The following is a 26,102-nucleotide window of genomic DNA, read 5'->3' as shown; positions in this document are numbered from 1 at the left end:
GTAGTTCAATTTCATTTCTAAATTTTGTCTATATTGGAAAATCCCATCGTAAAACATAAAAGAAACATCAGCCCCATAGCTATCATTGGTGCCTTGTTTTTTATATTTGGCTTCGTTACTTGGCTTAATTCGGTACTGATACCCTACCTCGAGATTGCGTGCGAGCTGAATAAATTCCAATCGTATTTTGTCACGTTTGCGTTCTATATGGCGTACCTGATCATGGCGCCACTATCGACAGCTACACTCCGTCGCTTTGGTTTCAAAAATGGCATGGGCGTAGGGCTGCTCATCATGGCATTCGGCGCGCTGCTGTTTATTCCTGCAGCACTCAGCCGAACGTATTTTCTCTTTTTGACGGGCTTATTCATCATGGGCAGCGGGTTGGCCATCCTGCAAACCGCATCCAATCCTTACATTACCATTGTTGGCCCGATCGAATCAGCGGTGAAACGCATGAGCATCATGGGTATCTGCAACAAACTGGCAGGCGCCCTGGCACCGATTATGCTCGGGTTGTTCTTAAAATTAGACGACACCGATCACCTGCTGGCGCGCATCAATTCCCTTTCGGCTACGGCAAGAGCTGCCGCGCTCGACGAAATGGCCATACGCGTTATACCGCCCTATATCGCTATTATTGTGGTATTGTTGGTGCTAGCCTATCTTATATTTAAATCCGGCCTTCCTGAAATCGATACGAACGCCGAAGATGACCACGCGGCCGTTCAGGCGGTTGGCAAGAAAAGTGTGTTCCAGTTTCCGCATGTGATCTTAGGCGTTTTCACGCTCTTCTTATATGTAGGCGTTGAAGTGATGGCGGGCGATACGATCATTAGTTACGGGCTTTCGCAGGGTATCCCCTTTGCTACAGCAAAACTCTTTACCACCGGTACATTGGTCGCCATGGTCATCGGGTATATCATCGGTACGTTTGCGGTACCTCGATACATCAGCCAGCAAAATGTGCTAAAAGTAAGTGCTTTATTAGGGCTTGTGCTGACGATCAGTGCGGTATTTGCTGAGGGTTACCTATCCGTTGGATCCGTGGCCCTGCTGGGCTTGGCCAATTCGCTTATGTGGCCGGCCATCTGGCCACTGACGCTTGCAGGCTTGGGCCGATATACCAAGGCTGCGTCGTCTTTACTTATCATGGGCATTTCTGGAGGGGCCATCATTCCACTTATTTACGGGGCGACTATTGACCACCAAGTGCAGCAGTCAATGTCTGCGGGGGTAGCTAAGGTTATGGCTACGGCAGATGCTTCACAGCAGGCCTACCTGATTATGTTGCCCTGTTACTTGGTGATTTTTTATTATGCCGTAAAAGGCCACCGATTAGGGAGGGAAACGAAAGGATGAACAACAAAATCGGCCGGATGAGAAGTTGGCTTCATGCGATCGGACCCGGCATCATCACCGCGGCGCTGGTCTTCGGACCAAGTAAAATGACCATTACCTCCCAGTTGGGTGCGGATTATGGATATGCTCTTTTATGGATTGTGATCGTTGCGATTTTCTTTATGATTACCTATACGACGATGGCCGCTCGTATTGGTTTAGCCACCCAACAATCGCTGCTATCGACCATCAAGCAGCGATGGGGAAAAGCGATAGCCATCACGATTGGTGGTTGTATTTTTTTGGTAACCGCTTCCTTTCAGGCAGGTAATGCCGCAGGTACAGGTATTTCGCTGAGCGAATTGACGGGGGTTTCGCCGCGGATAACAATCGTATTGTTCAGTCTCCTTGCCGCAGGATTGCTTTTCTTTAGGTCATTTTACAAGCTGTTGGAGACTTTCATGACAGCGATGGTCATTGTCATGTTGCTCGCTTTCGTCGCCACGCTTTTTTTGGCAACGCCTGAATGGCGTGCGGTATCTATAGGTTTCCGTCCATCATTACCGAAGGGGTCTGAGGTACTCGTCATTGCATTTATCGCGTCGTGCTTCTCCATTGTTGGCGCTTTCTACCAATCCTATCTGGTCCAGGAAAATCGCCGGGTCAGCCACCTTGCCGATCAGCTAGTTGCCAAAGACAAAAGTATCGCCGGTATGCTGATATTGGGGTTCATGAGCATGGCGGTGATGGTATGCTCGGCCAGCATCCTGCATCCGGCGGGCATTGCTATTCAAACGGCATCCGACATGGGCAGCGCGTTGGAACCGCTTTTTGGTCAACGGGCTGCTGCTATATTCCTTATCGGTTTGTTTGCAGCTTCATTCTCTTCGCTGGTTGGTAATGCCACGGTAGGCGGCACCTTACTGGCCGATGCCCTGGGATATGGTCACCATTTCAGCTCGCGTGCGGTTCGTATTTGCATTGCCCTGGTGATGCTTGCGGGTGTGATCGTGTCCATCCTTTTTGGTAGGGTCCCACTGCAATTGATCGTTTTAGCGCAGGGTGTCACGGTATTCATCGTGCCCATCATTGGGGTTGCTATGTTCCTGATTGCGCGTGACAAACGGATCATGGGAAACTCTGCTAACTCACTTTTTACTAATTTCTGGGGTGCACTGGGACTGCTCTTGATAATTTTTCTTGCCGTAGCTGGGCTACGGTCTTTGATCTTATTGTGAACCATATATAATTACACGCTGATGGATACGACAACAGCATTATACCAAGCGTACCTCCGCCCATCGGCGGAGCTGATCGCTGATGTTGCAGCCTTGAATGACGATATATTGATTTTGGGTGCCGGCGGGAAAATGGGACCTTCTTTGGCCCTATTGGCCAAGCAGGCCATGGATTTGGCCGGCTTATCGACAAAAGTGATAGCGGTGTCCCGCTTTTCGGAGCCGGGCATTTTAAGGACATTGAACGCCGCTGGGGTAACAACCATCCAAGCCGATTTATTGGATGACAGCGATTTGCAGCGGTTGCCTACCGCAACACATGTGCTTTACCTCGCAGGAACCAAATTCGGCACTACCGGCAATGAGGGGATTACTTGGGCGATGAACAGCTACCTTCCCGGTAGGATTGCCCAGCAATTCAAATCATCCAACATGGTCGTATTTTCCACGGGCAACGTGTATCCGCTTACCCCTGTCGCTGAAGGTGGGGCTACTGAAGAAACGCCACCGGCGCCCATCGGCGAATATGCACAATCGTGCCTCGGGCGGGAACGCCTATTTCAATACTATGCGGGTCTGCATCAAACGCCGACATTGGTTTATCGATTAAACTATGCGAATGACGTATCGTACGGGGTGCTGCTCGAAATTGCCAAATCCGTATTTTCGGGCCGCGAGATATCGTTAGCCATGGGCCACGTGAATGTGATATGGCAACATGACGCCAACGAGATGGCGCTGAGAAGCCTGCTGCATTGCCAATATCCGGCCAGGATACTCAATATCAGCGGACCGGAAACCGTTTCCATCCGGTGGGCTGCTCACGAGTTCGGCAAGCTATTCGGCAGATCACCAATTTTTGTTGACGAAGAACAGCCGTCGGCCCTATTGAGCAATGCTGCAGAAGCGTTCCGAATCTTTGGGTATCCAAAAGTTACCCTCAAGCAGATGATTGAATTGATCGCTAAGTGGGTCGAGGAGGACGGACGAACACTGAATAAACCCACTCATTTTCAGGAACGTGAAGGAAAATTTTAACCGAAAAGCGATGTTATCAAAGCCGATTCGAGACTTGCTGCATTCCGGAACTGTTATACCAGCTCATCCACTGGCATTAAATGCGTCTCTTCGTCTGGATGCCGAACGGCAACGGCGTCTTAGCCGATATTACATCGATGCCGGTGCAGGCGGCGTAGCCGTAGGCGTGCATACGACACAATTCGAGATTCGACAACCGGGGATTGATCTATACGAGCCCGTGCTGCGGCTGGCATCTGAAGAAATTCGTGCTGCGGATTTGCAGCGGCCGTTTATACAGGTGGCCGGGATTTGCGGACCCACAGACCAAGCCTGTCGTGAAGCGGAAGTAGCGTTGAAACACGGCTACGACTTGGGGCTGCTTAGCATGGGTGGATTGCAGCATCTATCCGAGGCTGACTTACTGGAACGGACCCGTGCGGTAGCGGCAATTATACCCGTATTTGGGTTTTACCTTCAGCCTGCGGTGGGCGGTCGTGTGCTTAGTTACACATTTTGGCGTGAATTTGCAGAGATTCCAAACGTGGAGGCAATCAAGGTAGCGGCATTTAACCGGTACCAAACGCTGGATGTAGTCCGTGCCGTTTGTAACTCGTCTCGAAGAGACGATATTGCTTTATATACCGGAAACGACGACAACATTGTGGTTGATTTGCTGACTCCATACCGTTTTGACGTAAATGGTCAGCCAGTGACCAAACATTTCGTTGGTGGATTGCTTGGACATTGGGCCGTTTGGACGGAATCTGCCGTCGCACTGTTGCGGCGGATTAAGCATTGTATCGCTACGGATTATACAGGGGTGGCAGCATTATTGGAAACCGGCGGTAAAGTAACCGATATGAACGCCGCGCTGTTCGATGCCAAGCATCACTTCAAAGGCAGTATTGCCGGTATCCAAGAAGTCCTGCGCCGAGCTGGCCTTTTGGAAGGTGTGTGGTGTTTGAGCCCGGAAGAAAAGCTATCTGACGGGCAACTCGCCGAAATAGATCGGGTTATGCAGGCTTATCCTGAATTGATTCGCGAAAAATGAAATCACCTGACGTAGCTGTGGCAACATGTACCGTAGGTACGGAAAGAAAGGCAGTGGCGGCACTACCGGGGCGATGATATACCTTAATGAAAGATGATGCATATGGTTAGCCTATCTTGTTTGTTGTTGGCGTTGTTGGCCGGTGCGGGCTGTAGTGCGGACAAGCGTCCTGATCGTCTAAATTTCTTGATTATCGTAGCCGATGATTTGAATTGGAATTCGGTCGGTGCTTTTGGAAGTCCGATTAACGACATCACGCCGAACATAGACCAGTTGGCAGCGGAGGGGATGCGTTTCAACCGCGCCCATGTGACCGTTGCAGTCTGTCAACCATCTCGAGGGGCGCTTGCCACAGGCAGGTACCCCTACCGATCGGGCATAACGGGTTTTTTCCACACCGAAAAGCCGATCCCCACCCTTGTTCCGCTGCTGAAGGACATTGGATATTTTTGCGGCATACTGAGCAAGGTGGAACACTCATCGCCCACGAAAGATACACCCTGGGATTTTCTAGTAGATATGCAATCGCTGGGGATGGGGCGTGATAAGGACCGCTATCGCGAAGAAATGGAAGCATTCATCGCACAATCCCGCGCCAGCAGCCAGCCATTTTACCTGATGCTCAACTCCAACGATCCCCACCGGCCTTTTTCGGGTAGCGACCAAGAAAAAGAGATGTGGCCGGAGACCCGCATCGTGCCGCCGTCGAACGCCTATAGCCCTGCGGATGTCCCTGTGCCGGAATTCCTGCCCGATTTGCCCGAAATCAGGCAGGAACTGGCTGAATATTATAGCTCGGTTAAGCGACTCGACGATTTGGTCGGTGTCGTGCTCGACGTGCTGGACAATGCGGGACTTGCCGACCATACCATGGTCATGTTCTTGTCAGACAACGGTATGGCGTTTCCCTTTGCGAAAACCAACTGCTACCTCAACAGTACCAAGACGCCATGGATTGTTCGATGGCCGGGATATGTGCAACCGGCCAGTTTGGACAACGAACATTTTATTTCGGGCATCGATTTCTTCCCCACGATATTGGAAGCGGCGGGTGTGCCGGTTCCCGCAGGGACCGACGGCACTTCCTTTGTATCCGTGCTGAATGGAAAAAAGCAATCCGGTAGGACGGCCGTGTTTACGCAGTTTTACGAAACCAGTGCTCGGGAAGAATTTCCCATGCGCTGCATACAGACCGAAAACTATGGCTATATTTACAACTTCTGGGCCAATGGTGAGCAGGTCTTCCGTAATGAGTCGCAAACGGGCCGCACTTGGCGGGCGATGCAGCGAGCCGCGGCATTACACCCGGATGTACTACGGCGGACGACGTTCTTTTCACATAGGACGCCCGAGGAATTTTATGACCTCGAACGTGATCCTGATGCATTGCACAACTTGATAGATCATCCCGATTATCAAGATGAGGTAGCAACGATGAGGGCTGCGCTGTTTCGGTGGATGGAACAACACGGCGATCCTGCATACAGCGCATGGCCCCAAAATATGAAAAGTACGCTAGCAAGAGATAGTATATGAGCAAACAGCAGATCGGTTTCATATTGCTGACCATGGCAATGGCCATGGCATGCAACCCGGTACAGAAAAAGCAACAGGCTTCGAGCCAACCCAATATTATCTATATCATGAGCGATGACCATGGCTACCAAGCGGTCAGCGCTTATGGGTATGGCATCAACAGCACACCTAACATTGATCGCATTGCGCAGGAAGGGGCACTGTTTACCCGGGCCACGGTTACCAACTCATTGTGTGCGCCCAGCAGGGCGGTATTGCTCACGGGCAAACATAGTTTCGTCAATGGAAAGGTGGATAACATGTCGCCGTTTGACTGGTCACAGGATAACTTCCCAAAGCTGTTGCAGCGGGCGGGTTACCAAACGGCAATGGTGGGCAAAATCCATATGGACGGGCTACCACAGGGGTTTGACTATTCTGCGGTGGTGCCGGGGCAAGGTGATTATTATAACCCGGACTTTTTCGTCAACGGCCAGAAAGAACGGTTTCATGGATATGTCACCGATATCACCACAGATCTCGCGCTGCAATGGCTGGGTGAACGCGACAAGGACAAGCCCTTCTGTTTGCTCTTCCATCAAAAGGCTCCCCACCGGGAATGGCTGCCTGCAGAGCGGCACTACAAGGAATACACGCAGCTGACCTTTCCCGAGCCGGAAACCCTATTCGACGACTATAAAGGACGCGGTACAGCTGCAAAATCCGCAGAGATGAATATCTTGAAGGATATGAACTGGGCAGGGGACTCCAAAATACCGCCATCGATAATGGACGAGCTAGGTATTCCGAGCACGCTTAATTGGGACAAGAATGCCTATGAAAATAACCTGGGGCGCATGGATTCGGCACAACGGAAAGCGTGGGATGCCGTGTACGACCCGATCGTCGAGGATTTCCGGAAACGCTATCCGTCGATGACTAAGGAAGAGCTGATGAGGTGGCGCTATCAACGGTACATGCAAGATTACCTGGCGACCATAGCAGCTGTAGACGACGGGGTAGGCAGATTACTGGATTACCTACGTGCTCATGGCTTGGAGGAAAACACCATCGTGGTGTACACGTCAGACCAAGGGTTCTACCTAGGGGAGCATGGATGGTTCGATAAGCGGTTTATGTATGAAGAGTCGCTCAGGACGCCGTTGGCAATCCGTTATCCCAAAGAGATAAAGGCTGGTACGAAAATCGATGCGTTGGTGCAGAACCTGGATTTCGCACCCACGTTTTTGGACTATGCCGGCGTACCCATCCCCGCCGATATCCAGGGCCAATCGTTTAGGCAACTGGTATCCGGCGAAACGACGGATTGGCGTGACGCCATCTATTATACGTATTATGAGTACCCGTCGATCCACATGGTTAAGCGTCACTACGGTATCCGCACGGACCGCTACAAACTGATCCACTTTTACTATGATATCGATGAGTGGGAACTCTATGATTTGGAGCAGGATCCCAAGGAGATGCTCAATGTCTATGACGATCCCGCATACAAGCAGGTCCGGGAAACCATGCACCAGAAGTTGGATGAAACCCGGAAAGCCTACAACGATTCCGATGAGAACGACAACCGGTTTTTGGATGCTTATAACAAAGCGCTGAAATAAGGCAAAGAAATAAAACACCACGATTCTCCTATCGGCCGGTAAATCGCTGAGCGACCAACAAGGCCACCAAAATCAACGCGCCTGAAACGTAATGATACGTCATCAGTTCTTCGCCAAACAAAACGGCCGTCGCAGCGGTAGCTAGCGGAATGATGTTCATGAATACCCCGGCACGGCTGGCTCCCAGCCGACTAAGTCCGTAATTCCAGAGTAAATAAGTGACGCCCGTTCCCAAAACGCCGAAAGTGACAGCGGCTATCCAGAAGGAGGTTTCATATTCCATAGGGCGGGGGTGCGCAAAAAACGGAAGAATAACGACGAAGGCAAGTAGGCAAATTAGGTTGGTGAAGAAGGTGAAAGACTGATTGTCAAGTGCCCCCCGGTACTTCGTTACCCAGCTGTTATAACCGGCTGAGAGCAGCATGGCTATCACCACCAACAGATCGCCTTTCAAAAACACCAGCTGCCTCAAGTCGTGGATATTCCCTTTGCTCACTAAATAGATAACCCCGGTTACGCCTAGAATGGCTGCGGCGATTTGCCGGGGAGACAGGTTTGTCTTTAAGAACAGCCGCGCGACTAAAATGGTAGCAACTGGATTCAAACTCATGACCAACGATGCGTTGATCGACGTCGTGTGGTTCAGTCCGGAAAACAGGAATAGGTTGAAACAAAACAATCCCAATAGCCCGACAAGCAGCACACCCTTACTGTTTGCTCGGAAAGCAGCCCAGCCGGCCACGTCTTTCCGAAGTAAAAACACCAACGAACAGACCGCAAACAGGTAGCGCCAGAAGCCTGCTTCCATAACATGCACGCTGCCGATCATGATTTTCAACAAGTGGAAGTTCAACCCCCACATCAAGGCTGCGGCAACAAGGCAAAGTACGGCACGCATGGCGGTTGGAACGATTAGTCAGTGCTGATGATAAATTTTCGAAACGATCTGCCAGACCCCGGCAATTTTTGCGAGGAGAAGGAAATCGGTATAAACGACGCGTTCACCGCACAGAAGATCGAGGGTTGCGCAGGCTTTGTCGCCAACCCAGTCGACGGTTCTTAACCGCGCAGTCAGGGCCGCTGAGAGCGGATCGAAATCGTTGTCTTCCAATCTTTTCTTGAGCGCACATTCCCACATGGACCGGGTAAAATGAGCCATGCTGCCGTCTTCGAGGATATTGATGATGGCAAATTCGGGGTGGAAGGCGGCTTTGAAAGCGTCGATATCTGTTTCGTTAAATGCACCGTGAAGATAATTCCTAATGGTGGTCGCGTGGAGCGCTTCAATGTCCATAATGTATCATTTTCTGGTAATTCGTTCGTTGCGTCGGTTCTTAGCTTTGCGAGAAGCGTAATGCTCCACATCGTGCTGTATCCAAAGTTGCGCATCGTGGTCTACCAACCAGCGCCGAATTTTGGCGATGGATTGCCTGCTTGCCTCGGGGTCGGTGTTAAAAATGGGTATCCCTTCGCTATCAAAATGGTGCTGGGTATAGCTCACGTCGCCGGAGATGATCATCGTCGTATCCTGCAGCCGCAGCATGAGTGATTGGTGTCCTGGCGTGTGGCCCGGGGTAGCTATAAAGGTAATTAAGCCATCGCCAAACAAGTCGTAATCGCCATCCAGCTTCATGAAGGTCGAATCGCTCAGTCCTTCGTAATCAGCATAGTTCATGGGTTTGCTCGGTGCAGCGAATGCATGGGCATATTCGGCCTCTTGCATGATAATCGTTGAGTGCGGGAAATAATTAGCATTGCCTGTGTGATCGATGTGCATGTGCGAAAACGCCAGGTAGTCGATATCGCCAGGCCGCAGCTCCAATTCGTTTAGCTGCTTCAACAGCGTCTGGTTGACCTTTAACTTGAAAATCCAGTTTTCGACTCCGTCTTTTTCGGTGTGCAATCCATCGGCAAGGCCAGTATCCCATAAAACCCGACCCTTGGGGTGTTCGATCAAGAATACGGGATTCGCCAGTGCGATGTGCATCCCTTGGTTATACTGGCTGCTCAAAAACGACCCATCGGTGCATGCCATCTCACCGCCGTCTAAAATGTGTACATTCATAGTTTAATAATGTCAGGTTCATACCTAATTCCTAAATCAGGTACAAAATTCGGACGTTGGCAGCAGGGAAAAAGGGCTAAGAAGGCGTATTTGCTTGTCTAAAAAGGCGTAACGCGCGACGGGTTGATGTTGAACTGTTTTTTGAAGGACTTGCTGAAATGCGCTAGGTCTTCGAAGCCGCACTCCAAATAGATCTCCGAAGCCTTACGCGGTGTGGTGGTCAGCAGTTGGTAAGCGTGGTCGAGCCGCTTCTGTTTGAGCCATTTTGCGGGTGTCGTGCCGTAGAGTACCTTGAAATCTTTCTTAAAAACCGTCAGGCTGCGTCCCGAACCACGTGCAAAGGTCGCCAATTTCCTGTTTTCGAGGTAATGAACATTCATGTATGCAAATAGATCGGCCTTGCTGCGCCCGGAAAAATGCTGAAGCTGATAGGCCAGCTGGCGGTCGGCCTTGATCAATCCGATAAGAGCTTCCATGGTTTTAAGCTTGGCCAGCTGATCATCCATGGCAACCCCCTGTTCGAAAAACAAGTGAAGCGACTGGATAAATTGATCGAGAATGGGTGTCGATGCGATACCGAACACCTGACGTAAGGGCGCCTTGCTTTCCGTCGGCGGGTGAATTTTCAGCTGTTGAAGCGATTCGTTGACGAGGTCTTCATGAAACGAAAAAACGATGCTCGAAAATCTCGTGTCATTCCCTTGCCCTGTTTTGGTGATCGTTGCCGGTGTGAATTTCCTGAACAGCACAAACTCGCCCGGCGTAAACTGCATGACCGTTCCGCCCTGCGTCACTTTCAATACTCCCTCCCGGATGAAGGTGAGCAAGTGCTGCGAAGGGTAAATATCCATGGTAGCCGCTTTTGTCCGCTCATGTGAGAGGATTATCCGATGGTTTTGGTAGGTGACGAGCCGATTGTACATATCACTAACGAATGGGGACTAACTTACGAATAATGTCACTACTTCGTTTATCTTTTCCTTATTTCATTCTGAAATCGAATAGCCTGTATCGCCTTGATCGGCTATGACCGCGGGTGGGAAAAGGAAACATGATTTTGCTACCCGATTACATTGTATATAAAAACAAATTTAGCTAAGTTTGATGCTGGCGATTACGACAAAAGCATAGTCATGAATGAACTGGCAAAGGAATACCTCCGTAAGTTCGACCGGTTTAAATCCGATGATATCGACCAGATCATCGCAAATACTTCTGTTGAGACGTTCAAAAAAGGCGATTCCCCCGTTCGCGAAGGGAAAATTTGCGACAAATGCTATTTTATTTTAAAGGGATGCCTTCGTCAACTCAAAATCGTGAATGGCGAGGAAAGGACAATGAATTTTTTCACCGAGGGCGATCCTATTGTGCTGTATGCCAGTTACCTGAATGGTAAACCCGCTGATTGTACAATTCAATGTATTGAAGACTCAATCCTCATCAGTGGCACAAAGGCACAAGAGATCGCCATGCACCGCGCCAATCCATCCACTGAACATTTGATGGCCAGCCTAATGTTTGAAGACTATAAAAAGGCTGAAAATTACATCACACTCCTCAACGGCTTCAGTCCGGAGGAGCGGTATCTCCTGTTAATGAAATCACGTCCTGGCATTTTGAATCGGATACCCCTTGTTTATATTTCAAGCTACCTGGGTATCACTCCGGAGTCACTGAGTAGAATCAGAAGGCGAATCGTTACTTCTCCCGAAAAGGAATAGCCGCCCTTTTCTCCGCATAGCATAGCTAACGTAGGCAGCAAGCCCTATAACGATTTCAACGATCGTCACCATCACCAGAGATTGGCTCGGAATCCCGTCTATTACCATACCGTAACTACGCGACAAACCGTAAGCCAGGTAAAACAACACGGCTAGAGAAAGTGCGAAATCAGTTGACGACGGTTTAAAAGCACCAAACAACATCACGATTCCGGCTAGTAATAGGGTGCCACCCGCGGCCCTTATTTCACTTAATAAATTGGTCTCGCCCGCCACACGGATACCGGCAGATGCTTCAAAGGTTACCGGAAAAAATAATTGGCCAATGCCAACCGAAATGCCGATAACACCTGCAAGGATCAAAACCAATTTTACATAAACTGACTGCGTCATACTGATAAATTTTACTTGAAATGACCTGTAATTTCGGTACAAAGGTAACCGACGGGAATAATGCTTCACTTGACTTAAGGTAAGAAATGAAGAGGGGACTGTGAAGTTGAAATCGAATACCTTTGGTTATCCAATTGGCCTGCGTCCGACTTGCCGGACCCATTGAAATTATGCGAACGGTCGGCTAATTTTCTTGTGGGGTTCAACATGCTGCCAGATTCGTTATAACCTCGCCAACACGCGGGCTGAAGCTGCAATTGCATCCGCAATATCCGCTTCGGTATGTGCCGCACTGATGTACCAAAGGCCGCGGCCGATGACCCGGATTCCTTCGTCGTGCAGGCCGGCGATAAACCTGTTCAGTTTACCTTTGTCTGCATGGAAGGTGTCCCGGTAGTCCGTCAATTCGCCCTCATTTCCGAAATACGTCACAAACATCGGCCCAAGGCCTTGAACCACTAGATTCTGACCGGCTTCCGAAGCGGCTTCCCGGAGGCCGGCCATCAGCTGCTGGCCTAATCGATACATCCGGTCATAGGGCATTTCGCGTTCTAATACGCGTATCGTTGCAAGGGCCGCGGCTACCGTAGGATTACCGGAATTCATCGTGCCGGCATGGATCACCTTTCCTTGTTCAATCAGTTCCATCCAATCCCGCTTTCCGACCACTGCGCTGATGGGATAGCCGCTTCCCATGGCTTTGGCAAAGATCGACAGGTCGGGTGTAATCCCGAAATGGCGTTGCGCTCCACCTAATCCGACCCGGAAACCGGTGATCACCTCATCAAATATCAGTGCAATACCGTAGCGGTTACAAAGGTCCCGTAATCCGGCCAAAAAGCCCTCTTTTGGTACGATACACCCATTGTTGCACATGATGGGCTCCGTGATGATTGCGGCCAACTCCTCGTGCCGTTCTTCAAGCGTCCGGCTCACCAAATCCAAATCATTCCACGGGAGAACAATGAAATCCGCCCGGGAGGAATCGGGTAGCCCAGCCGTCCATGGAAATACATTCGGATCTTCACGATCGCCAAGCGCCTCGGCCGATGGTGCGGAGATGCCATAGGCTACGTTGTCCAGCCAGCCGTGATAATGGCCTTCGAAACGCAGAAATTTCTGTCGACCGGTCTTTGCGCGCGCTACCCGAAATGCGGTTTGCACGGCTTCCGAACCGTCCAAACAGAATCGCATGAGTTCAGCCGATGGAATCAATTCATTCAGCTTCTCTGCCAATTCGATTTCCTGCAGGTGCTGACCGGCATACAGCTGACCCTGGGCGGAATAGTCATGTACCGCCTGCAGTACCTCCGGATGGGAGTGCCCCAGGATAAGCGGCCCCTGGCTCAGGGTAAAATCCAGGTATTCGTTGCCATCCACATCGTAGATACGTGTACCTTTTCCGTGCGTATAAAATAGGGCGTGGGGATGGTTATATTTGCGGAATTCGGAAGAGACGCCTGATGCTAGTACTTTTTTGGCGCGCTCCAGCAATTGTGCTGATTTTTCGTAGTTGCTATTCATGATTTGAATGAAAGATTTGATTATTGCGGTTCGATAAATTTCTTTTTGGGCTTAATGAGGAAGAGTGCCACGGCGGCCAGGACAATAAATAACGCTGCAAATTGATAAACTGTAGTAAGTCCGATATTGGCGTCCCTCAAAAAACCGCCATAATAAAGCGCGATTCCGCCAACGATGGTGCCGCAGCAATTTAGGATACCGTAGCCAGTAGCGCGGTAGCGTGAATCGATGATCATACTCAGTATAGGCATGGTATTCGCATCACTGAATGATTTGGTGACAGTGTAAGCGATGAAACAGCCGATGGCAATCGGCAAAACGGTGGTGTAACTGGCCATGAAAATTGCCGGGGCAGCGATACATAGCCCGATGGCAGGCACCCAGATTCTACCCCTTGGATTGATTTTGCTCCAGCGATCAGCCAGAAAACCGCCCAATAGCACGCCAAAGATGGCCGATGTAAAGATATAGGCCGTTGAATACAGTCCGGCCACGGTTTGTGAAAGGCCAAACTGCTCGGTGAAATAGGTAGGCAACCAGCCCACGACCAACCACGTGAGTATGCTCACTAGGGCAAAGAATATCACCAACAGGATAAATGATCGTTGTTTAAATAGATAGGCTAGCCCCTTTCCAAACCCAATTTTTTCTCCCGGTTCACGATCAAGTATTTCGTCTTGTTTGGGAGCTTCCTTCAGCAGGAAAATCAGTGCAAGCGAATAGCCCACTCCAAATATACCAAACAGCAGGAAAGCTGTATTCCATGCATGGTTTTCGGCGATCCAGCCGCCTACAAAGCCCAAACTCTGGCCGGCCATGATGCCGGCCATGTGGATACCGGTAGCCAGGGATCGCGTCGGGCCGCGGTGGTAATCCATGATCAGGGCCAGCGCTGCCGGGATATAGCACGCCTCGCTGATGCCCATCAGCGCGCGGGTAACCAGCAGCTGCTCGAAGGTGGTGGCGTACGCCGTTAGCCACGTCACCAACGACCACACGAAAAGGCTGCCCAATATCACCCGGCTTTTGCCGAGCCGGTCGGCCATAAACCCCGCCATGGGACTCAACAACCCATAAATCCAGAGAAAAACCGCCGTCAATAGCCCAAACTGGGCGTCTGTCATCGGTATCGCATCTACGATCGAACCGCGCATCGTGGTGATCATGGTTCTATCGATGTAATTCAACAGGGCTATAACAACGAGCAGGCCTACGGTCAGCCACGCTCGGGGCACTTTAATAGGGGTACGGGGAGTTTCTTCCATGATCATCTCTTTTTTGCTTTAAATTACCAACTGGTCCAGCCGCCGTCTACGAGCAAATTGTGCCCGGTTACGTAACGCGATGCCTCAGATGCCAAAAATACAATCGGTCCCTTGATGTCTGATTCATCGGCAAACCTGCCCAGCGGCGTTAGCCGCTTGTAGTTGGACACAAATTCATTGTCTCCGTATCGTTCTTCTACGCCCGGCCCGTATCCACCGGGACTGATGCAATTGGCACGGATCCCATACTGCCCGTAGTAATTGGCGAGCCATTTGGTAAAGCCAACCATCGCCGATTTGTCATATGTATAGTTTACCGGGCTGGTCATGCCCGTATCGCCGTAGACCGGAAAATTGGGCCCGACCACCCCTTGTATGGAGCCGATATTGATGATCACCCCTTTGCCGTTGGTGACCATGTGTTGGACGGCGTATTTAGTCATCAACATCAATCCGGTTGAATTGATCCGTTGCGAGGCCTCCCATTCTGACTTTTCCATCTGGTCGAGCGTTTTGAAGCCTTCGCGGGAAACCGCGTTGTTCACCAGCACATCCAGCTGTCCAAACCGTTTTACAACATCATCCACAAGCCGCACAATGGACGTTTCTTCGCCCAAATCCAGTCGCATACCCACCGCCTGGTACCCTTCAGCAACCAGTTCGGCCGCGGCCGCCTGACAGTGCTCCGCATTGCGCGAAGCGATCACCACGCTTGCCCCCGCCTCGGCCAGCGCCCACGCGATGGGTTTACCATACAATCCCGCACCGCCGGTTACCACGCATACGCGGTCTGTTAAATCAAAACTATCTCGAACATTCATATCATCAAACTCGTTAAAAATTACCACATCCCCGGGGTAATTACCTTCAGGGGAAGTTGCTGAAAGGTGTCTGCCGCCTCCTCCCTTATTTCCAAGGGGAGCGCGGGTACCTGTTGCAACACTGCATTTTGTTTTACCTGATCCGGATGTTCCGCACCGAACACCACGCTGGTTACACCTGGCAAATCCCTTACATACGAAAACGCAAGTTGAGCAACATCCACCTGAGCCTTTTTAGCAAGCTGCCGCAGCCGTTGCAAAAAGGGTATGGCTGCTTGAAGGTGCGGCGGAACGCTGCCCTCGTCCAAAAAGAAAAGTCCCTGCAAAAAGACACTGCGGGCAAATACCAAACTTCCCCGCTCCTTCATCCGTGCCAACCCGCCGTTGCGGACCACGCGCTGGTCAAAAATATTGACCGGCACCTGTACCGCTTGCAACGAACGTTCATCCACGATGGCCATTGCCTCGTCTGGATAATACAGCGATATCCCTCCTTTGCGGATCAACCCCTCTTCCTGAAGCTCCGTTACCACCATCGGCAGAAACCGGATCAACTGCTCAATGGGCTCATCCTTACCCTGGTGGTAAAGCAAGATAGGTAGCACCGGGATACCCAGTGCTTTCAGGCTTTGCCGTACGTTATCTTTTGCTTCTTGCCGGGCTTTCTGCAAATCGACCATCGCCGCAGCGCTCCATTTAAATTTACTGACGACCAGCAATTCTGCCGCGTCTTGGCTGTTGGCGGCCAAGAAATTACCGATTACCTCTTCCGAATTGCCATAGTACCGGGAAGTATCCCACGTGGTGATCCCCGATTGCACCGCCGCTTTCAGTATCGCTTCGCCCACCGCCCTATCCGGCTTGCCGCCGTCGTTGGCTATCCCGTAGTTTAAACCCAACTGGACCGTCCCCAATGTAAGTGGTGATACCTTCATGGCTTTTGCTGTTTTTTTTCTGCTGTCACTCCGGTTATCCGATTCGTGCGGATACCCGGTTTAACTTCACCACTGATGTAATAGGTCCGGCCATTCCAGTTGACCGTCGGAAGTGTTACCCGGCCGGGCTCCCTTTCCATCCCTTCGTCATACCCCCAGCGATCTGTTTCCGGATTATACCAAAGCAACTCTCCGCCAATGCCGGGATGTGCCTGCGGAACGGAATGCAGAGCCGTTAGCCGATCCACGCCTCCCCAGAAGAGGAATGCCCGGCCGGCTACCAGTGGCGCGGGGTTTGCTCCTGCCGACATGCCCACCGGCAGATCACTCAGCCGATGCCACTCGCCGCTCCAGCGGTTACCGGTCTTTGCAGGTGCAAAACAAAATGCATCCTGGAAGATATGCCGTTGGTCCAACCCTACGGCATTCCGTTTCTTGTTCTCGCCGCTGAAGAGGTAAAATTTACCCGCGAAGCTTCCCGTAACCGGAAAAATCCGCCCTTCACCCGGCCACTCCGGCAACGCAAACCACCCGTTATCCGGCGCATCCAGATCCAGACCATAACAGCAAAGAAGCGGTGCCCCATCCGGCTTGTCCATTCCACCCACCACAATCAGCAACGAACCCACCCTTGTTCCAGCCATATTCGCCAGTGGATGGGGAAGCCGCGGTCCTGCTTCCATGTCCAGTATGCCATTTCCCCATCGCAATAACCACGTTTCGTCACTATGTAAGGTAGCCGTGCTCCCGCCCACCAGAAAAATACAATCCTTGTAAGATACCGACACGCCATAGGCCAATCCACCGGGCAATACGTCGGCTAACTGCCGCCATTGGTTGGCACCGGCTTCCAGCATGAAGATATCGTTGTGCCATTTCTTCCGCCCTCCTTCCCACGGATATCCATCCGGAAAATTAGCCCCTCCCATGGAGAACAGACGCCCCTGGCTTACCCCGGCAAACATGCCCGCACGCCCTGCGGTATCGGGCAATGGTGGCAATTCTGACCACACAATGGGTTCCTGCGCCCTCGTCTCATACGTTATCATCGTCGTTACGATCAATCCGATCATCGAAATTAGTTTATTCGTCGTGTTCATTTGTTCTCAAGCGTTAATTTCACAACCTTTCCCGGGCCCGGTTCGGCATCACCACCGGTAACGATGGCACAGCCCGGCCCCAACAAGCAGACGTTGCTGGTCAACGGAATCCCCGTTGGAATGGATGCGCGTAAATTCCCTTGATTGTCCACCACCTGAAGGGCACCCATCCCGTAGTGGGCTACCCACACCTGTCCCGATCTGTCAATTGCCAGGCCATCGGGCAGATTTGCCTGCGGAAGCCCAGACGTGTGGTGTGGTAACTCACAAAATGCGTCCCAGCCTTTTGCATCACCCGGCCCGTGCAACCGGATGCGGATCAACCGGTTGGCATAACTCTCTGCCACGAAAAGATGTTGCTCGTCAGCGGAAAGTACAAGGCCGTTCGGATAGTCCAATCCTTCCGCCACGATACGTTCTTCACCCGTGTTCGATTGGTAAAACACATAGCCCCGATGGCGCACCGAATCTGTAAAATAAAAACCGCCCCGGCTGTCTGTAATGACGTCGTTCGGTGTTGTCACCGATTTGCCGGCACAATGCCCGTCGATGGCATTGCCCGTAAAATTCCCTTTGGCATCATAGCGCCTCAATTGCCGGGTTTTGCTGTCGCATACCAGCCAATTGCCCTTCGCGTCTCGGGCTTGCCCATTGGGCCATCCTCCCTCCACACAGCGCGATGCGCCCGTTTCTACGTGCCAATACCAAATAGCTCCACCCGTCAGGTCCGTAAAATAAACACCACCCTTGTCGTCACAGACCGGTCCCTCGGTGTAAAATGCGCCTTCAAACAGGACTTCCCGGCGAACGCTTATCTGCTTCGTGAAATCAATTGCCATGCTATATAGATTCAAAAGGGAAAAGCGGTTTCCGCCGGAATCGATAAGGCAGTTTGCTCATGTCCGCCCGGCTTGGGCCGGGCGTATCCACTTGCAGGACGCTCCGGCAAACCGGCCCGTACGCAGCCAGCGGCGCGTTGACTCCTTTGGCCACCAACACATCGAACGCTTCCGGATCGAGGCCAAAAGCCGTCAGCTGCCGGAGGCTGAAGGGTGGGATACGCAACGTACTCACCATTAGGGTACCGCCGCCTTCCGTACCAATGATCAAGGTTTCGCCCATGTCAAACCGGACCTGCCCGCCATGTCTTGGGGTCTGTTCCGTAAATTTTCCAGCCACCCGGTCTTTTAGTGTCACTCGTTGTTTCCAGGGTTTTCGTCCTTCTTCGTCAAAGCCGGAAAGGCAAAGATCGAAAGAAGCGCCAACCGGCACCGCGGCTGCATCCCTCACCGCGGCGGCATCGTGTTGATAACTGAAATACCGCAGCCCACGGGTTTCCAACGCCTTCACGAGCGCCAGCCCATTACCGGGTGTACCCCCGCCAATGTTGTCGCCCATATCCAGCAACAGCACGGACTTCGGCAAGTGGGGCAGTTTCGCCACGGCTTCCGCCACGCCGATCTTGTCGCCTACAAAGCCAGACTTTCGCTCGAGGATATACGCTTCCAGCTGTTGCGCAATGCGATCCGCCAGCGCGGCATCGCCCTCGGTCACCACGATGATCGAACTACCCATCTCCGGCACATCGGCATAGGGAAATCCCAGCGCCACGCTCACGGAGCACACGCCATCTTCTTTCTCGAGCTGTCGGGCATATTCGTATATCCCTTTGCAGGGCTGCACATCCGTGCCCTGCTGTTCGATACTGATTGCCAGCGGCAGTTGCACCAGTTTCTGAAAAAGCTTCGTTCTTTCCCGCAGGCAACGGATCATCAGCTCCGCAGCTTCTTTGCCTCGCTCGCGCTGGTCGAGGTGGGGATTCCGTTTATACACAACCAGTCCGTCGGTCACATCGACCATCCGCTCGCTCACATTGGCATGAAGGTCCAGCGTACCTACTACGGGTACTTCAGGTCCCACCATCCTGCGCACCGCTTCCAGCCAATGCCCATCCATGTCGCGTTCCTGTTCGCTAACTCCCGCTCCATGCGGCACGACCAGACAACCGTCTATCGGCATTGCACGCTGCAGTCCCTCCAGTATCTCATCCAATAGCGCCCGATACGCCTCATGGTGTACCACACCCCCTGGCGTTGCCTCGGCAAATACAACGGGAATCACCTCGACCCCTTCCCGATCCATCACCTCAAGCATTCCCCCGATTTCATGGTGAGCATCCCGATATTCGTTCCGGATGTCGGCTCCCCACAGCCAATGGCTATTCCGGAAATCAGCCGCATAAGTCAAGGTGTCGATAAACGTATTCGACTCGTGATAAATCCCTATCAAGGCTACCCGGAAACTCATGCTTACTTTTTTACCATCGCCACGGCATCCACTTCAAATTTCAGCAAGTCGCCCAAACAGCCCATCAGCGTGGTCCTTGCCGGATACGGACTCTTGAAATATTCCTTATAAATCGCATTAAATTGCGCAAGGTCGCTTTGCTGCCCGACATAATTCCGCACCTGCACCACGTCTTCGAACCCTAAGCCAGCCGCCGCAAGTATCTTTCCCAGGTTATCAAACGATCGCCGGCATTCTTCCTCAAAAGTACCCTTTACAATAGCTCCTTGGTCATCCACGGACGCCTGTCCTGAAATAAACACATACGGTCCGGCTTGCACAGCTGGCGAAAACGGCAGAAAACTCTGTGGCACGCCCGTTCCTGAAATATACTTTTTCTCCTCCATATCCCTGTTCGATTAGTTTATTAAAAATGCATCCATCTTGTCCAGAATGCGTCGTACTTCCTCATCCGCCCACTCCTGTTGCATCGTGCCGAGCGGTGCCTTGGTCGCACCGATATCAACACCATACTTGAGCAACATCGCTTTCCTGAGAAAGGTCCAGATATTGGGCAAGACAAACAAAATAATCCGCTGGAATTCCAACATAAACGCTTTTCCACGTTCGAAATTTCCATTTTGAAAATCCGACAATACCTGTTGGCACACCTCACCCCATAAGTTATAAAATGTACCGATTGCGCCGCAGGTGCCGCATAGCGACGCATGGCACATCAATTCGTCCGCGCCGCTGAATAAGCGCAACCGTTCGCCAGCGTGTAAATTTATGGTACTGATTTCCAGCAACTGCCCTGTAGTCAGCTTCATACCGGTTACATTCGGCATTTCCAGCAATTGATCAATAAATGACGGAATATCGCCCATCGTATTGTTGCCCAGTTGATAAGGAAAGAACGGCAGTGCGGTAGCCGCTGCGATTTGCCGGTAGTGTTCCAGTGCCGTTGCCGAGTTTCCGGTAAAGTAAATAGGCCCAACCGAGGAGACTGCATCGGCGCCAGCGTCTTCGGCATGTTGCGCCAGTCGTACCGATTCGGCGGAAGTCAGTGCACCCACCTGCACCATCACGGGCACACGTCCGGCGGTTACCGACAATACCCTTTCTGCCACCTGCTTGCGTTGCGCTTCGGTAAAAAGCACGCCCTGTCCGGTCGAACCCAGTATGTACAGCCCATCCAGTCCCTGCCCGATCAACAAATCGGTCAACGCTTCCAGCTGGTCAATAGCCGGTTCCCCGTCATCCGTTACCGGCGTAAACATGGCGGGCCACAATCCACTTAATTTATCGTTCATTCTTCTTAGTTATTAATTGTATGATGTAATTCTTAAGTCCTGCCTCATTGGCCAAATAAGCATTTCCGCTGGTCGACGCCATGACTGACGCGCGCTGCATATCCTTAAAGCCGTGTCCTGTTATCAGGCAAACGATGGGTTGCTCGGGGGCTAACGATCCCTCGGCCAGCGCACGGCGTACGCCTGCCAAAGCCACGGCTCCGGCGGGTTCGCAAAAAATCCCTTCCTTTTTCGCCAGCCAATCCTGGCATTCCCACACGTGTTCGTCCTGGACGCCAAACCCCGTGCCGCCGCTTCTCCGGCACGCAGCGATGACTTCAAGGCCATCCAATACATTCGGCACCTGCAAACCACTGATGGCTGTCTCACTATGCGGCACAGCCGTGGGATGCATCTGCCCGCTTGCCAATGCCGAGACAATCGTGTCATTACCTTCCGGCTGCACGCAGTGCACCACGTGATGGCGGGCGGTTTCATGCTGTTGCTTCCAGCGCTCAAAGCCACGCGCAACCGCCAAAGTTAGCCCGCCCCCGCCGGCGGGCACAAACACCTGCGCCCCTTCGTCAAACGCCTCAGCAATCTCATAGGCAATGGTCTGCACCCCTTCCATCGCCTCCGGGCAAAAGCAGTATGCACTGATCTGCACGGAGGTTTGTTGTTCTTCGGCCAGGCGCCCAAGCATCGTCATGACCTGATCGGTCACCGCAGGACTTCTGCCAAAATCCTTCACCATCAGCGTTGCAGCTCCGTACACTCGCATTTGCTGAAGCTTGCCTTCGGGGGCGCCGTCCACAATGGCCATGATGCATGGCAGTTGTGCCGCAGCGCAGTACGCAGCGAGGGCAGCCCCGGTATTTCCGCTCGATGTCGCCAAGCAGACCTTCACGCCCTGCTGCACAAAACGTGATAGGGCCATGGCCGCAAATCGGTCTTTGTAGGACCCCGTAGGGTTCAGGTTTTCCAATTTGAAGTACAGGTTATCCAATCCGAGCGCCGGACCGATAAACCGTGATTTCACCAAGGGCGTATGTCCCTCCCCGAGCGACATCCGCGCACGATTCTCCACCTCCGGGAGTAGTTCGTGATAGGTCCAAATTCCTTTCAAAATACCAGTTTATTCTCTTTTCCCCAGATAATCCGGGCATTCCATAAGGTCCCATTGGCACCTCTTGGATGGGGCTCATCACCAATCATGAATTCCGCATCGGTAACCCATGATTCATCCTTTGTAATCGATGAGGCGCCAAAATTACCCAGCATAACGCCGCGCTCCGACATCAGTATCTGCTCGGTAGCCCGGATAACGTGCAGTTCTTCTGGGTTTACCTGCGCCAAAAACAAGGGTGCCCGATTGCGCATGATGTGGTCGTTATCTGCCCCCTTTCTTGTATAAGACAAAAACAGTCCGTCGCTGTGCACCAACCAATGTGCTTGCGTATTGTAGCTGCCCAGTACTTCTCCGTTGTCAAATTTCCAGGGCCTAAATTCCTCCCAGTTTAACCCATCCCTGCTTGTCGTCACATATGCAGCTTTATCGTTTCTCAAGGTCAGGTAATAGGTGTCGTCATAAAAGGCCAGCGACGGTTCGACGAGACCTCGGCCTCCTTCCACGGTCATTTCCGTACCGTGTTGCAGATAGGATAATGTCAAACCATCAAACGAACACTCCAGCACCGTAACGGAGTAATCCCCTCCGCCCGGACCCCGGAAGTAAATGGGTAGCAATATATTTCCATTTGGCTTAACCAACCATTGTGTACAACCGGGGTTAACCGAAAAGAACTTCCCATTTTCCTCGGGGATGCCCGCTATCGCCCGCCAAGGAGTCCAACTATTCTCTACCGGATCAAATACCGTATAATGGGCATCACGGGCGCGGGGTTCGTTAACCAGTTGTTTCCCCGCTTTATCATACCTCACTTTGATCCCAATGCCGAGCAGCTTCCCCGTCTTTTCATGCCATCCGGGCGTCACATCGGCAACGCTGACGGTCGTACCATCCGGCTCATAGGTCCACGCCAGTTCGGGCACCTCGATGGGATCGGTCCAGGTTTTGCCAAGGTCATTGGTTCTCATGTAGTACAGTCCGGAATAAAAATCGCTGACTTTAAGGTGTTTTTGCAGCGTCATCATCACCGCAGGTTTCCCATCTTCACCATACCCAGGTATAGCAGCTGCACGGGGATGGAACCATGCGAATGTTGGATTCAACGCCTGATGGGCAACTTCGGTTTGCACGCGGAATGGAAGGCGTTCCGTCCTTTCCACGAGCGAGAAATTTAAAAACAAGCAGAGTGCAAGAACCGGCAGGGGTCTGCAAATGCGACGGGGGTTTATCATTTTCTTCATTTCAAAACGCTTTAGGAAATTGGAGTTTCTTACTGGCATAGCTATTGAAATTATGGCTGAACCCACCATCGGCGAGAATCGTCGTGCCGGTAATGAAAGACGCCTGATCTGACGCCAACCACGCGATCAGGTCGGCGATTTCACCGGGTGTGGCTGCCCTACCCAAGGGTGTCATCTCATTCATCTCGGCCTCCAGCTGCTTGGAAATGTTATTCCCTTTCACGTCTTGGTAATCCCCGCTCATGGCCGTCTGTACATTCCCCGGACTTACCCCCACCACACGAATACCGTCTCTTCCGTAACACGTGGCCATTTCATAGGTTAAGCTTTCGATACCACCCTTACAGGCGATATAAGCCGGACTGTAACCGCCCGCCCGTTGAGCCATGACACTGGAGATATTGATGATGACGCCGGCCTCTTGCTGACGTTCCATCACGGCTGCCACATATTTGGTTAGGAAAGCCGGGGCGGTCAAACAGATCCGCACGGTTCGTTCCCAATCGTCCAGTGGTATAGTCTTCAGCGTGTCGATCGTCCGCCATGCGGCATTGTTCACTAACACATCGATGCGCCCCCAACGGGCCACTGTCGTTTCCACAACGGCATTCCAATAGCTGGGCTCGGCCAAGTCGCCCGCCAGGACCAACACCTGCGTACCAAATCGGCCTTCAATAGCATCCCGTACTTTCAGGAGGTCATGCTCTTCCCTTGCCATAATGGCCAGCCGATAACCCTGCTCGGCAAATTTCACCGCGGTCTCGTATCCGATACCCCGTGAGGCACCGCTAATGATTGCTACCTTCTCCATTGTCGATGCTGATTTTTTCGTTTAATGTTACGTTCATAATTCCGCCCAGGGCATCGCCTTTTTGTACGGACACCCGTTGCTGCAGTAAGAATACCAGTCCGGCCTCTTCCACAAATAGCTCGTGTTTCGAGCGCGTATACGGGTCGATAATACAGCCAAAACGTTGTCCAGCCAGTGCCCAATCGCCCACAGCGACATCGGGTACGAACATGCCCGACACCGGTGCGGGCATCCTGCTTTGCAAGTAGCCGCTGTCGGTGCGGTAGTCTTCCAGCCAATACTTCCACTGGGGGATGTTCATACCGTCGCTCCGGAGCATATTCAGTTGGGCGAGTATCCGCTTTACGGCTTCTTTGTAATGTTCGGCAACGTGTTTCCGAAATCCGCTTCCGCCGCCATATTCCAGGTAAATGGCCGGTATATCGGCATCCCGCGCCACAGAGAGCGTCCGGCCATCGGGTCGATGGTCGGTGCCCCATAGCAACGGCATGCCCGTAGACAGTGCCAGTTGGCGCTGCTGCTCCAATACCGATGCATTCGGATGCAGCATATACCCGGCCAGCGGGTAGATATCAAACGCCATTCCGCCGGTATGTAAATCGATGACCACATCAGCATTCTTAATCCGCTCACTCACGCGATAAGCCGCCTGTTCGGTAGGTGAGCCGTCTGCGCTGCCTGCGCATACCCGGGCAAGATCCAAGCCATCGGCACCAAAACGGCTAACTGCCTCATATGCCCCTGCATTAACCAGCGGGTCGATCAGTACACTGCCGCGGTGGATTACGCCAGCGAGCTCTTCAGCGAGTTCCATCAGCGCAACGATCGGCTCATATTCATCGCCATGTACCCCGGCCAGTAACAGCACCTTCGGTCCGCTGTTGCCGCTTTCGATATGCAGGGTGCGATTCATCTCAATGGTCTCCTTCATAATAGGGTGCGCCGCACGTGGGTGCTTTTGGATCAAAAATTTGCAGGCGTTTAAACAGCAGTCTGGCCATTTCCAAATGTCCGGTACCATTCGGGTGCAGCGGATCATTCAACCAGTCAGCAAACACCTGCTTTTCGCCTTTATTATGCATCACCGACTGCCAATGCAACCAATGGTCGATGGCAAACACCTGCCGGGAATCGGCTACCGTGCGCACGACGTCGGCATACTCGGCGATACGGCGTCTTTCGTTTGCCTTTTCGATGATAATCGGCGCCGGCACGTGCAGCAACGGAATCGCACCGGTGCCCCGGATGAGGTCAACGATTCGGATAAGGTATCGCTCAAAATCCATCGGGGTTATGTTTTTGGTATCCGCACAGTCATTGGTCCCCATCATCACCGACACCACCTGCGGCTTGAACCGGATAATCCGCCATTCCGCATCAGCCAATAGATCCGCCGTGGTGTTTCCGCTAACGGCCGTATTAATCACGACATCCCGGACCCGCCCCAGTTCCCAGCGGATACGTTCGGCAAAGACTTCTTGGTAAGCACGCCACCCGTGCGTGTGCTTCGCTCCCTGCGTGATGCTATCGCCCGTGAAAAGCCACACGGTCGGCTGCTTTGCGTTAAGGTACTCCTGTAGCCTGTCCAGTTCGTCGCCCACGCTGCCCGGTTGCACGGAGCCGGGGACCATATCCCGTTGTATTTCAGGACCCCGCCACCCAAGCGACGAAATTGCACCGATACTCCATAAACCTGTCTTCAGAAAGCCTCTTCGTGAATGCATAC

The 26,102-nt window shown here is 52.2% G+C and carries 26 protein-coding genes; 7 read left to right on the top strand and 19 right to left on the bottom strand.

From position 1 onward, the window contains the following. Positions 1-33 precede the first annotated feature (33 nt). The 6 genes from IEV98_RS05100 to IEV98_RS05075 all read left to right on the top strand — a co-directional run bounded on the left by IEV98_RS05100 (position 34) and on the right by IEV98_RS05075 (position 7,793). The gene (locus tag IEV98_RS05100) at positions 34-1,362 is read left to right on the top strand and encodes a sugar MFS transporter (protein ID WP_229738583.1); all 1,329 of its coding nucleotides are present in this window, start codon (positions 34-36) and stop codon (positions 1,360-1,362) included. Then, complete coding sequence (locus IEV98_RS05095; protein WP_188504808.1) at positions 1,359-2,579, top strand: Nramp family divalent metal transporter; 1,221 nt, start codon at positions 1,359-1,361, stop codon at positions 2,577-2,579. Before IEV98_RS05100 ends, IEV98_RS05095 begins: the two co-directional genes overlap by 4 nt. Positions 2,580-2,600: 21 nt before the next feature. Beyond that, complete coding sequence (locus tag IEV98_RS05090) at positions 2,601-3,617, top strand: NAD-dependent epimerase/dehydratase family protein (RefSeq protein ID WP_188504807.1); 1,017 nt, start codon at positions 2,601-2,603, stop codon at positions 3,615-3,617. 10 nt (positions 3,618-3,627) lie between these two features. Then, positions 3,628-4,650, top strand: coding sequence for a dihydrodipicolinate synthase family protein (locus IEV98_RS05085; RefSeq protein ID WP_188504806.1), 1,023 nt, complete (start codon positions 3,628-3,630; stop codon positions 4,648-4,650). 93 nt (positions 4,651-4,743) lie between these two features. Beyond that, positions 4,744-6,186 (top strand): sulfatase family protein, encoded by a 1,443-nt coding sequence (locus tag IEV98_RS05080; RefSeq protein WP_188504805.1) that lies wholly within the window; start codon positions 4,744-4,746, stop codon positions 6,184-6,186. Continuing rightward, positions 6,183-7,793: a sulfatase family protein gene (locus IEV98_RS05075; protein ID WP_188504804.1), complete on the top strand. Its 1,611-nt coding sequence runs from the start codon at positions 6,183-6,185 to the stop codon at positions 7,791-7,793. Before IEV98_RS05080 ends, IEV98_RS05075 begins: the two co-directional genes overlap by 4 nt. A 28-nt stretch (positions 7,794-7,821) precedes the next feature. Here the strand turns inward: IEV98_RS05075 and IEV98_RS05070 are convergent, their stop codons facing one another. The 4 genes from IEV98_RS05070 to IEV98_RS05055 form a co-directional block, all read right to left on the bottom strand. Further along, a complete protein-coding gene (locus tag IEV98_RS05070; RefSeq protein ID WP_188504803.1) occupies positions 7,822-8,691 on the bottom strand; it encodes a DMT family transporter in 870 nt (289 codons plus the stop codon). 18 nt (positions 8,692-8,709) lie between these two features. After that, the gene (locus IEV98_RS05065) at positions 8,710-9,087 is read right to left on the bottom strand and encodes a nuclear transport factor 2 family protein (RefSeq protein WP_188504802.1); all 378 of its coding nucleotides are present in this window, start codon (positions 9,085-9,087) and stop codon (positions 8,710-8,712) included. Positions 9,088-9,093: 6 nt separating this feature from the next. Then, the gene (locus IEV98_RS05060) at positions 9,094-9,858 is read right to left on the bottom strand and encodes an N-acyl homoserine lactonase family protein (protein WP_188504801.1); all 765 of its coding nucleotides are present in this window, start codon (positions 9,856-9,858) and stop codon (positions 9,094-9,096) included. A gap of 98 nt (positions 9,859-9,956) precedes the next feature. Continuing rightward, on the bottom strand, positions 9,957-10,781 hold the full coding sequence (locus tag IEV98_RS05055; protein ID WP_188504800.1) for a helix-turn-helix domain-containing protein: 825 nt from the start codon (positions 10,779-10,781) through the stop codon (positions 9,957-9,959). Positions 10,782-10,991: 210 nt separating this feature from the next. On the opposite strand from IEV98_RS05055, the gene IEV98_RS05050 reads away from it, so the two are divergent. Further along, the gene (locus tag IEV98_RS05050) at positions 10,992-11,579 is read left to right on the top strand and encodes a Crp/Fnr family transcriptional regulator (RefSeq protein WP_188504799.1); all 588 of its coding nucleotides are present in this window, start codon (positions 10,992-10,994) and stop codon (positions 11,577-11,579) included. Here the strand turns inward: IEV98_RS05050 and IEV98_RS05045 are convergent. The 15 genes from IEV98_RS05045 to IEV98_RS04975 all read right to left on the bottom strand — a co-directional run bounded on the left by IEV98_RS05045 (position 11,529) and on the right by IEV98_RS04975 (position 26,100). Then, complete coding sequence (locus tag IEV98_RS05045; RefSeq protein ID WP_188504798.1) at positions 11,529-11,972, bottom strand: DUF4345 domain-containing protein; 444 nt, start codon at positions 11,970-11,972, stop codon at positions 11,529-11,531. The two genes, IEV98_RS05050 and IEV98_RS05045, sit on opposite strands and share 51 nt — an antisense overlap. A 222-nt stretch (positions 11,973-12,194) precedes the next feature. Next, the gene (locus IEV98_RS05040; protein WP_188504797.1) at positions 12,195-13,496 is read right to left on the bottom strand and encodes an aspartate aminotransferase family protein; all 1,302 of its coding nucleotides are present in this window, start codon (positions 13,494-13,496) and stop codon (positions 12,195-12,197) included. Positions 13,497-13,516: 20 nt separating this feature from the next. Next, on the bottom strand, positions 13,517-14,761 hold the full coding sequence (locus IEV98_RS05035) for an MFS transporter (RefSeq protein ID WP_229738582.1): 1,245 nt from the start codon (positions 14,759-14,761) through the stop codon (positions 13,517-13,519). Positions 14,762-14,784: 23 nt separating this feature from the next. Continuing rightward, on the bottom strand, positions 14,785-15,582 hold the full coding sequence (locus IEV98_RS05030) for an SDR family oxidoreductase (protein WP_188504795.1): 798 nt from the start codon (positions 15,580-15,582) through the stop codon (positions 14,785-14,787). Between the two features lie 20 nt (positions 15,583-15,602). Continuing rightward, positions 15,603-16,517, bottom strand: a complete 915-nt coding sequence (locus tag IEV98_RS05025) for an aldo/keto reductase (RefSeq protein WP_188504794.1) — start codon at positions 16,515-16,517, stop codon at positions 15,603-15,605. Then, on the bottom strand, positions 16,514-17,617 hold the full coding sequence (locus tag IEV98_RS05020) for a hypothetical protein (protein ID WP_188504793.1): 1,104 nt from the start codon (positions 17,615-17,617) through the stop codon (positions 16,514-16,516). The genes IEV98_RS05025 and IEV98_RS05020 overlap by 4 nt, the downstream gene beginning before the upstream one ends. Continuing rightward, positions 17,614-18,456 carry an SMP-30/gluconolactonase/LRE family protein gene (locus IEV98_RS05015; RefSeq protein ID WP_188504792.1) on the bottom strand — a complete coding sequence of 281 codons (843 nt, stop codon included), beginning with the start codon at positions 18,454-18,456 and terminating at the stop codon, positions 17,614-17,616. The genes IEV98_RS05020 and IEV98_RS05015 overlap by 4 nt, the downstream gene beginning before the upstream one ends. A 1-nt stretch (position 18,457) precedes the next feature. Then, positions 18,458-19,924, bottom strand: a complete 1,467-nt coding sequence (locus tag IEV98_RS05010; protein WP_188504791.1) for a M81 family metallopeptidase — start codon at positions 19,922-19,924, stop codon at positions 18,458-18,460. A 2-nt stretch (positions 19,925-19,926) separates the two neighbouring features. Further along, a complete protein-coding gene (locus IEV98_RS05005) occupies positions 19,927-20,310 on the bottom strand; it encodes a RidA family protein (protein WP_188504790.1) in 384 nt (127 codons plus the stop codon). A gap of 12 nt (positions 20,311-20,322) precedes the next feature. Next, complete coding sequence (locus tag IEV98_RS05000; protein ID WP_188504789.1) at positions 20,323-21,216, bottom strand: dihydrodipicolinate synthase family protein; 894 nt, start codon at positions 21,214-21,216, stop codon at positions 20,323-20,325. Further along, the gene (locus IEV98_RS04995; RefSeq protein ID WP_188504788.1) at positions 21,206-22,321 is read right to left on the bottom strand and encodes a pyridoxal-phosphate dependent enzyme; all 1,116 of its coding nucleotides are present in this window, start codon (positions 22,319-22,321) and stop codon (positions 21,206-21,208) included. Before IEV98_RS04995 ends, IEV98_RS05000 begins: the two co-directional genes overlap by 11 nt. Beyond that, complete coding sequence (locus IEV98_RS04990) at positions 22,318-23,565, bottom strand: sialidase family protein (protein WP_188504787.1); 1,248 nt, start codon at positions 23,563-23,565, stop codon at positions 22,318-22,320. Before IEV98_RS04990 ends, IEV98_RS04995 begins: the two co-directional genes overlap by 4 nt. 1 nt (position 23,566) lies before the next feature. Continuing rightward, positions 23,567-24,376, bottom strand: coding sequence for an SDR family NAD(P)-dependent oxidoreductase (locus tag IEV98_RS04985; protein WP_188504786.1), 810 nt, complete (start codon positions 24,374-24,376; stop codon positions 23,567-23,569). Further along, positions 24,354-25,307, bottom strand: coding sequence for a succinylglutamate desuccinylase/aspartoacylase family protein (locus IEV98_RS04980; protein ID WP_229738581.1), 954 nt, complete (start codon positions 25,305-25,307; stop codon positions 24,354-24,356). The genes IEV98_RS04985 and IEV98_RS04980 overlap by 23 nt, the downstream gene beginning before the upstream one ends. Next, positions 25,291-26,100 carry an SGNH/GDSL hydrolase family protein gene (locus IEV98_RS04975; protein ID WP_188504785.1) on the bottom strand — a complete coding sequence of 270 codons (810 nt, stop codon included), beginning with the start codon at positions 26,098-26,100 and terminating at the stop codon, positions 25,291-25,293. Before IEV98_RS04975 ends, IEV98_RS04980 begins: the two co-directional genes overlap by 17 nt. Positions 26,101-26,102 lie beyond the last annotated feature (2 nt).

Source organism: Parapedobacter pyrenivorans (assembly GCF_014636865.1).
In the GTDB taxonomy this organism is placed as follows: Bacteria; Bacteroidota; Bacteroidia; order Sphingobacteriales; family Sphingobacteriaceae; genus Parapedobacter; species Parapedobacter pyrenivorans.
This window is presented reverse-complemented; position numbering and strand designations above follow the sequence as displayed.